This window comes from Intestinimonas sp. RTP31139st1_F5_RTP31139_211217 (assembly GCF_040226735.1).
Classification (GTDB): domain Bacteria; phylum Bacillota; class Clostridia; order Oscillospirales; family Oscillospiraceae; genus Intestinimonas; species Intestinimonas butyriciproducens.
Window position 1 is genome coordinate 35098 of sequence record NZ_JBCOAQ010000008.1, and the last position, 11978, is coordinate 47075.

At 56.4% G+C, this 11978-nt stretch carries 11 protein-coding genes; all 11 read left to right on the forward strand.

All coding sequences use genetic code 11. The features are described from left to right. Positions 1–354 precede the first annotated feature (354 nt). Positions 355–1917, forward strand: a complete 1563-nt coding sequence (locus ABUA09_RS07720) for an ABC transporter substrate-binding protein (RefSeq protein ID WP_243276473.1) — start codon at positions 355–357, stop codon at positions 1915–1917. Between the two features lie 106 nt (positions 1918–2023). Beyond that, positions 2024–2947, forward strand: a complete 924-nt coding sequence (locus tag ABUA09_RS07725; RefSeq protein WP_058117394.1) for an ABC transporter permease — start codon at positions 2024–2026, stop codon at positions 2945–2947. 13 nt (positions 2948–2960) lie between these two features. Further along, on the forward strand, positions 2961–3851 hold the full coding sequence (locus tag ABUA09_RS07730; protein WP_033117805.1) for an ABC transporter permease: 891 nt from the start codon (positions 2961–2963) through the stop codon (positions 3849–3851). 15 nt (positions 3852–3866) lie between these two features. Then, positions 3867–4892 (forward strand): ABC transporter ATP-binding protein, encoded by a 1026-nt coding sequence (locus ABUA09_RS07735; protein WP_195614587.1) that lies wholly within the window; start codon positions 3867–3869, stop codon positions 4890–4892. Continuing rightward, positions 4873–5826, forward strand: a complete 954-nt coding sequence (locus ABUA09_RS07740; RefSeq protein ID WP_058117392.1) for an ABC transporter ATP-binding protein — start codon at positions 4873–4875, stop codon at positions 5824–5826. Before ABUA09_RS07735 ends, ABUA09_RS07740 begins: the two co-directional genes overlap by 20 nt. A gap of 38 nt (positions 5827–5864) precedes the next feature. Further along, positions 5865–6302 carry a RidA family protein gene (locus ABUA09_RS07745; RefSeq protein WP_033117803.1) on the forward strand — a complete coding sequence of 146 codons (438 nt, stop codon included), beginning with the start codon at positions 5865–5867 and terminating at the stop codon, positions 6300–6302. Positions 6303–6345: 43 nt separating this feature from the next. After that, a complete protein-coding gene (locus ABUA09_RS07750; protein ID WP_033117802.1) occupies positions 6346–7602 on the forward strand; it encodes a threonine synthase in 1257 nt (418 codons plus the stop codon). Between the two features lie 18 nt (positions 7603–7620). After that, positions 7621–8805: an amidohydrolase family protein gene (locus ABUA09_RS07755; protein WP_195614589.1), complete on the forward strand. Its 1185-nt coding sequence runs from the start codon at positions 7621–7623 to the stop codon at positions 8803–8805. 15 nt (positions 8806–8820) lie between these two features. After that, on the forward strand, positions 8821–9465 hold the full coding sequence (locus tag ABUA09_RS07760) for a bifunctional 4-hydroxy-2-oxoglutarate aldolase/2-dehydro-3-deoxy-phosphogluconate aldolase (RefSeq protein WP_195614590.1): 645 nt from the start codon (positions 8821–8823) through the stop codon (positions 9463–9465). Between the two features lie 4 nt (positions 9466–9469). Further along, positions 9470–10495, forward strand: a complete 1026-nt coding sequence (locus tag ABUA09_RS07765) for a sugar kinase (protein ID WP_195614591.1) — start codon at positions 9470–9472, stop codon at positions 10493–10495. A 620-nt stretch (positions 10496–11115) separates the two neighbouring features. After that, entirely contained in the window at positions 11116–11976 is an 861-nt protein-coding gene (locus ABUA09_RS07770; RefSeq protein WP_279204967.1) for a sce7726 family protein, read from the forward strand. Positions 11977–11978 lie beyond the last annotated feature (2 nt).

The following is an 11978-nucleotide window of genomic DNA, read 5'->3' on the forward strand; positions in this document are numbered from 1 at the left end:
TGACCCTATTCCCCATTTTCAAATATAAACGGGGAAAAAGGCCCACGGCGCTATTGTCATTTTCAGACTGCCCTACACTTTCCAAGGCGGCATAGCCACCGGAAAATCTCCGTCCGCATATTATTTTTTAGGATTCCTCGAAAAAGGGCACATATTGGCATCTAACTTGCTGGTTCTAAATTTGACTTGACTCCATCACCTAGATCACGGTGTTTCACGGCAAAGCAGATTGATACCGTACGATTCCAGATGGAAGGAGGGACATCCACTGCCGTGTGAACTCCGCCGTTCCCTTGCTGAGAAAGCATCTGTCTATCGCCCATTTACAAGAAAAAGGAGAGAATAAACTTGAAAATGAACATGCGAAAGTCCCTTACTCTGGTTCTGGCCGGCGCCATATCCCTTACTCTGCTGGCCGGCTGTGGCGGCGGAGGTTCCCCCTCCGAGACGATTTCTTCCGGCTCCACAGCCCCCATCCAGAAGGATTCCGCCATTTTGGCCACCAGCGGGGAGCCCACCCGTTTTTTCCCCTGCGGTGCCGACGGTTCCAACGGCAACGACTATCTGGTCCTCAACAACATCTATGATACATTGGTCTTTCTGGACGCGGACGGAACCATTCAGCCCTGTCTGGCCAGAGAGTGGAGCGTCTCTGAGGACGGCCTCTGCTATACCTTCCATCTCCAGGAGGGCGTCACCTTCCACGACGGCACCCCGTTGACCGCCGAGGATGTGGTTTTTACCTATGATCTCTCCGTGCAGAATTCCACCGGCAAGGCCCTCATCATCAACTATGATCGCGCCGAGGCTGTGGATGATAGCACCGTAAATATCTACCTCACCGCGCCTTACGCGGCCTTCCTGAACGGCTGCGCCTCCCGGGCCGGCGGCATCATCAGCAAGGCCTACTATGAGCAGGCGGGCGAGGACGGCTACCAGTCCGCCCCCATCGGTACTGGACCCTACAAGTTTGTCTCCGCTGTCAGCGGAGACACCATTACCCTGGAGGCCTACGAGGGCTATTGGCGCGAGCCTGCCGCCATCAAGACCATCTATATCAAGACAATGACCGACGCCAGCACTCAGATCATCGCCCTGGAAAACGGCGATATTGACGCCATCCGTTCCCCCTCCATCAGCAGTTGCCTGAACCTAAATGAGGCCTCCGGCGCCACTTGGGCCAGCGCGGACTCCGCCGGCCGTGTGACCATGTATATCAGCGCCAACAGCGGCCAGCCCGGTGAAAACGCCGATTTCCGCAAGGCCGTTCAATCCGCTGTCAACAAAGAGGACGTGGTACAGGGCGCCACAGAGGGCTACGCCACAATCATTGACATCGACATGTGCCCCTCCTACTCCGGCCACCCCTCAGGCTATCAGGTGGTAGAGCAGGATGTGGAAAAGGCCAAGGAATTCCTGGCCTCCTCCGGCTATAACAACGAGGAGTTCCAGATCATTGTGGAGGCCGGCACCGTCAGCGACACCACCGCTCAGATCATCCAGGCCCAACTGATGGAGATCGGTATCAACTGTACCATCAACGCGGTGGATACTCCCACCTTCAATGACCTCTGGTATGCCGGCACCTTCGGCGCCATGATCCGCAACACCAGCAGCTCTCTGCTGGACGCTGACGGCTTCCTAAACTACTTCATGGCTACCGAGGCCAACTATGCCCAGACGCTCAACAACCAGTATCCCCGCACCCAGGAGATCTACGATCTGGGCATGGAGGCCCGGGAAGCCCAGGGCGATGCGCGCAAGGAACTCTATCTCCAGATGGTGGACATCTGCACGGAGGAGGCCTACGAGGTGCCTCTGTTCTCCAATCCCAGCACCATGGCCTACCGCTCCGCACTCCAGGGCATGAAGGTCTATCCTCTGGGCGTGGTCTATTTCTACGATTGGTCCTGGTAAGTCTTTCGGGGCATGGCCCCGCAAAGACTGAGCAAGCATAGCTGAGAGGCCGCTTCCGGGCACGGCGATGTGCCCGGAAACGGCCCTTATTCCGGGAGGGAAAAACTTGCTGAAATATATCATAAAGCGTCTGCTGCTTCTGATCCCAGTGGTATTTGGAATCACGTTTATCATCTTTGTGGTACTGAACCTCGCTCCAGGCGACCCCGCCGCCATGATACTGGGCCAGGACGCCACCGCCGAGGCACTGGCCGCCAAACGAGCCGAGATGGGGCTCGACCAACCGATCGTCATCCAGTACATCCGCTATATTGCCGGCGTTCTCCGCGGCGACTTCGGAACCTCCTGGCTGAGCGGCTATGAGGTGCTCCCCGAGTTTCTCCACCGCATCCCCTACACCATCTTGCTGGGCTCCCTTTCCATGTTCGTCGCCGTTATCATCGGGATTCCCCTGGGAATCATCGCCGCCATCCGCCAGTATCACTTTGTGGACTATGCCTCCCTGGCCCTGGCGCTGATCCTCTTCTCCCTGCCCTCTTTCTGGTTTGCCATGATGGGGCAGATCCTGTTCTGCCTGACGCTGGGATGGCTGCCCGCCGCCGGCGTTGGCTCCTTGGCACATTTTATCCTGCCTTCCATCACACTGGGTGCCAATATTCTGGCCTCACAGCTCCGAATGACGCGCACCAGTATGTTGGATGTCATCAAACAGGACTACATCCGCACTGCCCGCGCCAAGGGCGCCGATGAGCGCCGGGTCGTCGCGCACCACGTGCTCCGCAACGGCATGCTGCCAGTCGTCACACAGGTTGGCATCTCCTTTGCTTCCTGCATGGGGGGCTCCGTCATTACAGAGACCGTCTTCTCCATTCCGGGCATCGGCTCTCTGCTCATCAACGCAGTCAAGGGCCGGGATATTCCGGTGGTGATGGGCACGTTAATTTTTATTGCTATCTTCGTGGGTATCGTGAATCTGATCGTGGATGTCATTTATGCCCTGATCGACCCCCGCGTCAAGCTTACCGCATAGAGGAGGTTTTGATATGAAACATCATACGGATAAGACCCCCTCTGTGCGGCCTGTAAGCGGACGCAGCGTCTGGGGCATGGTCTGGTTTCGCTTTCGAAAAAACAAGTTAGCCATGGCAGGGCTTTTCCTGCTCCTGCTCATGATGCTCGCCATCCTGGCCGCTCCCCTGTACGTCCCTTACGAACAGGTGGTCAAGCAGAATATTGTGGACAAATTCACCCCGCCTTGTGCGGAGTATTGGTTCGGCACCGACCAGTTCGGCCGCGACCTCTTTGCCCGGATCGTCTACGGCGGGCGTATCTCGCTGTTTATGGGCCTTGCCGTGGTGGCGATCTCCTTTGTGGCTGGCTGTGCGCTGGGAGGCGCGGCGGGGTATTTCGGCGGCAAGGTCGACTCCGTCATCATGCGCATCGTAGACATGTTCATGGCGATCCCCGCCATGCTGCTGTCCATGGCCGTGGTGGCCGCGCTGGGCACCGGCGTGGACAAGCTGCTGGTCGCCCTGTCTATCTCTCAGATCCCTCGCTTCACCCGCGTGGTGCGCTCGTCCATCATGACGCTGCGCAATCAGGAGTTTGTCGAGGCCGCCAAGTGCTGCGGCACCAGTTCCGCGCGCATCATTCTCAAACATATTCTGCCCAACGGCATGGGACCGGTTATCGTATCAGCCACCCTAACCCTGGGGCAGGTCATCCTCAGCATCGCATCCCTCGGCTTCCTGGGCATCGGCGTCTCCTCCCCCACGCCGGAGTGGGGCACCATTCTCTCAGAGAACAAGGTGCACATCCGTTATTATCCCTACTTGGGCCTAATTCCGGGCATTTGTATCGCGCTGGCGGTTATGGCCGTCAATTTCATCGGTGACGGACTCCGCGACGCGCTGGATCCCAGAACCAAGAATTAAGGGGGTGTCTCGACTATGGATAACGCACTGCAAAACAGCGCCGGTGGGGATATCCTACTGGAAATCAAGAATCTTTACGCGCAGTACAATACAGACGACGCGGTGGTCCACGCCCTTAACGGCTTTCATCTGACCCTGCACCGCGGCGAGAAGTTAGGGCTGGTAGGCGAGACCGGCGCCGGAAAGACCACAATGGCTCTGTCCATTCTGCGGCTCCTGCCGCCCCGGGTAGGACAGATCACCCATGGCAGCATTCTCTATGACGGAACGGACATTCTTCACGCGTCTCCCAAAGAAATGCTGGGGCTGCGGGGCGAGCGTATTTCGATGATTTTCCAGGATCCTATGACCAGCCTGAATCCGGTCTCCACCGTAGGCGATCAGATCCTGGAGGTCCTCAATCTCCACTTTCCGGATATGACCAAAGAAGAGAAGGACCGCCGGGTGGACGAGATGATGCAGATGGTCGGGATTCCCGCGGCACGGAAGCATGAATATCCCCACCAGTTCTCCGGTGGAATGAAGCAGCGGATCGTCATCGCCATGGCCTTGGTGGCCGAGCCCGAGCTCCTGCTGGCAGATGAACCCACCACCGCATTGGATGTCACCATACAGGCCCAGATCCTGGAGCTCATGAAGCAGCTCAAGGAGAAGTTCAATTCGGCCATGATCCTCATCACCCACGACCTGGGCGTGGTGGCTGAGTTCTGTGACAATGTGGCCATTGTCTATGCTGGAGAGGTCATTGAGTACGGCAGCGTGGAAGAGATCTACGCCCGTCGTAAGAACCACCCGTACACGGCCGGACTTTTTAACTGCATCCCCGATCTTTACACCACCACCCCCCGTCTGGACCCCATCCCCGGGTTTATGGCCGACCCCACCGACCTGCCTGAGGGCTGCAAGTTCGCCCCTCGCTGTCCGCACTGCATGGACTGCTGTGCCAGTGAGGCTCCGGAGATGTACTATATGGGCGGACACGGAATCAAATGTCACCTGTTCAGAGAGGAGGGGACGCACAATGCCGATACCACTGATTGAAGCGAAAAACCTGAAAAAATACTTTAAAACTCCCGCCGGTATCCTCCATGCCGTCGACGACGTCAGCTTCCGGATCAACGCGGGAGAGACCCTGGGCGTGGTGGGAGAGTCCGGCTGCGGCAAATCCACCCTCGGCCGGACCATCCTGCGCCTGCTGGAGGCAACCAGCGGAGAGGTGCTCTATAACGGGGAAAACATCCTCTCCTATCCCAGGCCCCAGATGAAGCAGGTCCGCCTTAATATGCAGATGATCTTTCAGGACCCTTTCACCTCGCTGAATCCCCGTCTGTCCATCAGCAGCATCATCGCCGAACCGATCAGGGTCTGCGGCACCATCAAAAGCAAGCAGGGGGTTCGGGACAAGGTGTGCGAACTCATGGAGGTATGTGGCCTGCCCGACCGCTATGTGAACACCTATCCCCATGAGCTGGACGGCGGGCGGCGGCAGCGAGTAGGGCTGGCCCGTGCACTGGCAGTTGATCCGAAGTTCATCGTCTGTGACGAGCCCGTATCCGCCCTTGATGTCTCCATTCAGGCACAGATCCTCAACCTGCTGATGGATCTGCAGGATAAACAGGGCCTGTCCTATATGTTCATCACCCACGATCTGTGTGTGGTGCGGCATATCAGTACCAATATCATGGTGATGTATATGGGCAAAGTGGTGGAGTACGCACCCAAAGAGGAGCTTTTTCTCCATCAGGCCCACCCCTATACCCAGGCACTGCTCTCCGCCATCCCCACCACCGATCTCAACCGCCGGAACCGAAAGCGCCACGCTCTGGCCGGAGAGGTCGCCAATCCCATTAACCCGGCGCCGGGATGTCGCTTCGCCCCCCGCTGCCCCTATGCCTGTGAGCGGTGCAAGGAGCCGCAGGCGCTCCGGGAGGTCTCCCCCGGACACTACGCAGCCTGCGTTCTGTGCCAGGAGTAAACTGATAAGGAGGAATTCCTACGGATATTTATGAGAGAATGAGATCACTTGGGATCACACTTCCCAAGGCTCCCACCCCCGTCGGTCTTTTCGTCCCCGTCAACCAGGTGGACCACATGCTCTACGCCTCCGGCCAGGGCAGCTTTTTCGGCGAACACAGAATCGAGGGCAAGGTGGGCAGGGACGTCACACTGGAGGACGCCCGGCTGGGCGCCCGCTACTGTATGCTCAACACCCTGGCCGTGCTGGAAGAATACCTGGGAGATTTGAACCGCATCCAGCGGGTGGTGAAGCTGCTGGCCTTTGTCTCCAGCGACGACGGCTTCTATCAGCAGCCCGCCGTTGTCAACGGCGCATCCCAGCTCCTTCTGGACCTGTGGGGAGAGCAGGGCCGCCACGCCCGCTCCGCCATCGCCGTCAACACCCTCCCCTCCAATCTCAGCGTGGAAATCGAAGCGATCTTCACGCTCAAGTAAAGCCGGGATACCGGAATTTAACGTTCGGGAGGAAACCTCTATCATGTCTTCTACAAAAGGAAATGCTCTTTGTTTCCGCTGCGACTCCTGCGGCGCTGAGATCGACCTGCGTGAACCGGTCAACCTGTGTCCCCGCTGCGGCGGCCTTCTGGAGGTCCAATATGATCTTAACGGTCTGAAGCGTTCCGCACATTTGTTTCGTGAATATGTCCGCGGCCCCATTTGGTACTATCGCGACTTTTTCCCAAAAGTTTCCGACCAAAACATTGTCTCACTGGGTGAAGGCGGGACGCCCCTGGTCAAATCCAAATACCTCGGTCCAACCCTGGGCATAGAAAACCTTTATTTCAAAAACGATACCCTCATGCCGACGGGCAGCTTCAAGGACAGGGGCTATTCCCTGGCCGTGAGCTATGCCATGGACATCGGCGTCAAGCGAGGCATCACTTACAGCTCCGGGAATGCCGGTGCCTCCTTTGCTGCGTACAGCGCCAGAGCCGGTTTTCCAGGTGTGGTGATGGTGGAATATCAGGCAAGTCCCATGAAAAAGACCATGATTATGCTTTATGGCGCCAATACCGCTGTCTTGGATTTCGACAATTTTGCCCAGATCGAAACCATGCTGGACAAGGCTGTTACCGACCTGGGCTGTTATGTGTTTGTAAATTTCATCAACCCCATACGCCACGAGGCCATGAAGACCTATGCTTATGAAATCTTCTCCGAGCTGGGCCGCGTCCCTGATTTCTCCTTCCACCCCATGGGGACCGGAGGCGGGGTCTGGGGCACTTGGAAGGGCTATAACGAGTTGGCCGCCATGGGCGTGACGGACAAGGTCCCCCATATGGTGCCTGTACAGCCGGAGGCCGTGTGCTGGCTCAAGCGCGCGGTGGACAGCGGCGCCGAGGTGGCTGAGATGTACGGCGACAGCACCCGCACCATCGCGCAGAGCATCTCCGGCAACAGCCCGCTTCAGGGCGGACGGCGGTTGATTCGCGCGGTACGGGAATCGGGCGGCGCCGCCATGGCGGTCAGCGACGACGAGATTCTCGCAGCTATGGTGGACCTGGGACATGAGGGCATTGGTGCAGAGCCCTCCTCCGCTTCCACGGTAGCGGCCTTCAAGCAGGCTGTAAAAGCCGGGAAGATATCCTCCTCCGACACCGTAGTCTGCGTCATTACCGGCACCGCATTCAAGCAGCCCAGCGTGGTGGAACACATTGCCGCTCTGCCCAAATACACCATACGTGCCGATGTGGATCAGTTAAAGGGGCTTTTGGTGCGGCTGAAGCTCCTCTGACCCGGAGGTGAGACACGAATGACTGCCATCCCAGTCCAAGCCTTTCAAAGCTCCAGCGGTTCCTTTGTACCAGCCCTGCTTCACCTGGAGGGCGGCAGATGCCTGGGCCTGGAGGAGCGCCGTCTGGGCGACAGCGGCCTCTTCATGGCGCCCGGCTTTATTGATAGCCACGCCCATGTCTATCCCGGCGCTACCGATCTGGGGATCCCTGCCGACCGGGTGGGCCTGTCCACCGGCGTCCATCTGGTAGTGGATGCCGGCAGCGCAGGCAGCACCAGCTTCCCCTGTTTCCGGCAGTATGTGCTCCCCACCTTTCAGACCGAGGTGCGCTCCTTTCTGAACATAAGCCGGGTGGGTCTTATCACCAAGCAGCCCTATTTTGACCGCAGGAATCTGGATCTTCAGTCCGCAGTGGAGTGCATCCGCAGCGACACCAGCGGTCTGCTTCTCGGGATCAAGGTCCTCTCCAGCGGCCTCGTGGTAGAGGATGCGGGTATGGCCCCCCTGCGCCTGGCCATTCAGACAGGGGAGCTCTTGAGCCGTCCCGTCATGGCCCACCTGGTGGAGGGCCCCCCTTCCAACGATAAGACCCTTCCCCTTCTGCGCCCCGGTGACATCATCACACATATTTTCCATGGCGCTCCCAATCTGGAGGCCAACCGGAGGGCCGGCAAGGGCGCGGCACCCGACTTGCGCTATTGCAGCATGGCCAACCTTATGTGGAATCCCGACGGAACCCCCATCCCTCCTCTAGCGGACGCCATCCGCCGCGGCGTATTTCTGGACGTGGGCCATGGGGCGGCCAGTCTGGATCAGAACGTGGCCCGGGCGGCTATCTCCGCCGGCCTGCGTACCTTCTCCATCAGCACCGATGCCCATATCCGCAATGTCGACACCGTGGTGCACAGCCTTCCCCACACCATGAGCAAATTTCTCGCTCTCGGAATGCGTCTGGATGAAGTTGTAGCTGCCGTTACCACTATCCCGGCCCGACAGCTCGGTCTTGCCGGATGGCTGGAGCCGATCTCGCAGCGCGCCACCCTTTTCCGGCTCCGTCCGGTCAGTCCGGGGGACCCGCCCTTCCTGGACGCCTACTGCTCTGAAATTCCCGTGGAGCAGGTGATCGAGCCCGTGGCGGTAATCCAAGGCGGGGCGCTTACGCCCCTGCGTCCCGATTGGTGCCCCGTCTGTCCCAGCAAATGAAAAAGGAGGGATTTCATGCATCCCATTTTAAACCGCATCCGCTTGACCGGTATTATCCCTGTGGTCAAGCTGGAGGACGCCGGTGATGCCGTTCCCCTTGCCCGTGCCTTGGTCTCCGGTGGACTGCCCGCAGCAGAAATCACTTTTCGGACCTCTGTTGCTTCCGAGGCCATACGGCGTATGACCTTTGAGCTGCCTGAAATGCTGATCGGCGCCGGCACAGTACTCACCTGTGAACAGGTGACACAGGCCGTAAACGCCGGTGCCCAATTCATCGTCAGCCCCGGCACAAACCCTCGTGTGGTCCACCGCTGCCAGGAGCTCGGGGTCCCTGTTCTGCCCGGCGTAGTCACCCCTACAGAGATTGAAGCCGCCTTGGAGCTGGGCCTGGATGTCCTCAAATTCTTTCCCGCAGAACCCTCCGGCGGGTTGCCTATGATCGAATCCCTGGCCGCTCCCTATCCCGGAGTGCGCTTTATGCCCACCGGCGGCATCAATGCCTCCAATGCGGGCACCTATCTTGCCAGCCCAAAAGTGCTGGCCTGCGGCGGGAGCTGGATGGTCAAGGACACCCTGATCCGCGCGGGACGCTTTGACCAGATCGAGCAACTCTCCCGCAAGGCCGCAGACATCGTAATGGGTCTATCCAGGAGGGAATGATAAAATGAGCAAAAGAGTGATTACCTTTGGCGAAATCATGCTGCGTCTGGCTCCAAACGGCTATTACCGGTTCTTCCAAAACGATCAGATGCAGGCCACCTTCGGCGGCGGAGAGGCCAACGTGGCCGTCTCCCTGGCCAACTATGGTCTTGACTCGGCCTATGTCACCAAGCTTCCCTCCCACGCCATCGGACAGGCCGCGGTGGATTCCCTGCGGTATTTCGGGGTGGACACCTCCATGATCGTCCGCGGAGGCGACCGCGTGGGGATCTACTACTTGGAAAAGGGCGCCTCGCAGCGCGGAAGCGTCTGCATTTATGACCGCGCCCACTCCGCCATCCAGGAAGCACAGCCCTCTGACTTTGACTGGGAGGTTATTTTCGACGGGGCAGATTGGTTCCACTTTACCGGTATCACACCCGCCCTCGGTCCCAGCCTGACAGCCATTTGCGAAGATGCCTGCAAGGTCGCCAAAGCCAAAGGCGTCAAGGTCTCCTGTGACCTCAACTACAGAGGGAAGCTATGGACCCGTGAAGAGGCGCGGGCCGCCATGACGGAGTTGTGCCAATACGTGGATGTTTGCATTTCCAACGAGGAGGATGCAAAAGACATCTTTGGCATTGAAGCCGCCGATACAGATATTCGCGGCGGAAAGCTGAACACTAAGGGATATCAGTCTGTGGCAAAACAACTGGCGGATCGCTTTGGCTTTGAAAAGGTGGCCATCACCCTGCGCACCTCCCTCTCCGCCAGTGACAACGACTGGGCAGGCATGCTCTACGACGGAAACTCCTGTTACTTCTCCAGAACACATCACCTGCGCATTGTGGACCGGGTGGGAGGCGGCGACAGTTTCGGCGGCGGCCTGATCTATGCTCTGCTCAGCGGCAAGTCCGAACAAGAATCGATTGCGTTCGCTGTGGCTGCCTCGGCGCTCAAACACTCTATAGAGGGGGATTTCAACCGGGTCACCGTCACCGAAGTGGAAAAACTCTGTGCCGGAGACGGCTCCGGCCGGGTGCAGAGGTGACCTCGGCGCCATACGGGTGATACTGGCTCCTGGAAAAGCGAAATCCCATCACCAAACGGCGCCATGCCGACTGTACGGAACAGGACGGTCTTTTCGAAGCCACATCCTTCAGATCATACCCAGAGGTCAACAATCGGGCCATAAAAAGCCATGGGGAACTGTCAAGTTTGACAGTTCCCCATGGCTTTTTACAGAGTCGATCCTTCCAAAAATCCCATTCTGCCACGGACCATTATGCCGCAATGCGGTAACTGGCTTTTGTAAAAAGTCGGAGCAAACGATATGACGTTTGCTCCGACATGGCGGAGCGGGTGGGATTCGAACCCACGTGCCCTTGCGGACAACTTGATTTCGAGGGGCGTGAAACGGCGAAAATCCCTTATATCTCCACATATAACCGCATAAAATGTTCCTAAAGAGCCTGTAAAATCAGGCTTTTTTCGTATCTTGTTATTTGTGTCCACAGCTTCTTACAAGGCCGCTTTTTACGTCCGGGCACCATTTGGGCACCATGGGCAGCAAAAAAGTGGTGCAAAAAATTCGAAAATGGGTACCCAATGTCCGTCAATTGTGCTATAATAAAATTGAGTAATTATAATTAGCCGAAAGAAGGTGAGTACTTGATTGAAAATAACCTTATTCTAAATCGGCTCTTTACTCAAAATGTTTTCCTTGGCATGATTCAATCAAGTGCAAGTAACAATACCACGTATGGAGCAGTAATTAAGCGTTTCATAGATGAGCCAGAAGACAAAAATAACGGAGCGTTAATTAGTGAAATATATCGTTTCATGTCGAAATCATATAGAAATGAGTACTTCTATCAGAATACTTTGCTTAATAAACTTCTCCTTGGCCGACATAGTGTAAATACTACAACGGCATTAACACAAATACCAATAAGTAAATCGAAAGCTGATTTCATTTTGATAAACGGAAGAGCTGTTGTTTACGAAATTAAGACAGAATTGGATACGTTTGATCGTCTTGAAACACAGATTCGTGATTATTATAAGGGTTTCAATTATGTTTGCGTTGTAACTTCCGAGGGGCAGTATAACAGGGCAAAGGAACTCCTTGATAATACGGCTGTTGGCATATATGTCCTCACGCCGCAAAATAGAATCAGCTCAACATTACGCAAAGAGCCGCTTGAAAATAATTTGCATTTAGATCACACTACTATTTTCAAAATATTACACAAACGCGAATTTGAGAACATATTGATGCGATATTATGGAAGTTTGCCGAAAGCTTCACAAGCATTTTACTATGGGGAATGTCTTAAACTCTTTTCAGAAATTCCCATCTTGGAAGCCTACACAATGGCTTTGAAGCAGTTAAAACAGCGGAATCACATAGAAATAAGCGAACTTGAGCAAGTCCCCTATGAATTAAAATCTCTGTTTTATTTTGCAAACCCAACAAAACTTGAGTGGAAAAAACTCCGCGAATTTCTAAATAAGAAGTATGGAGGTTAAGA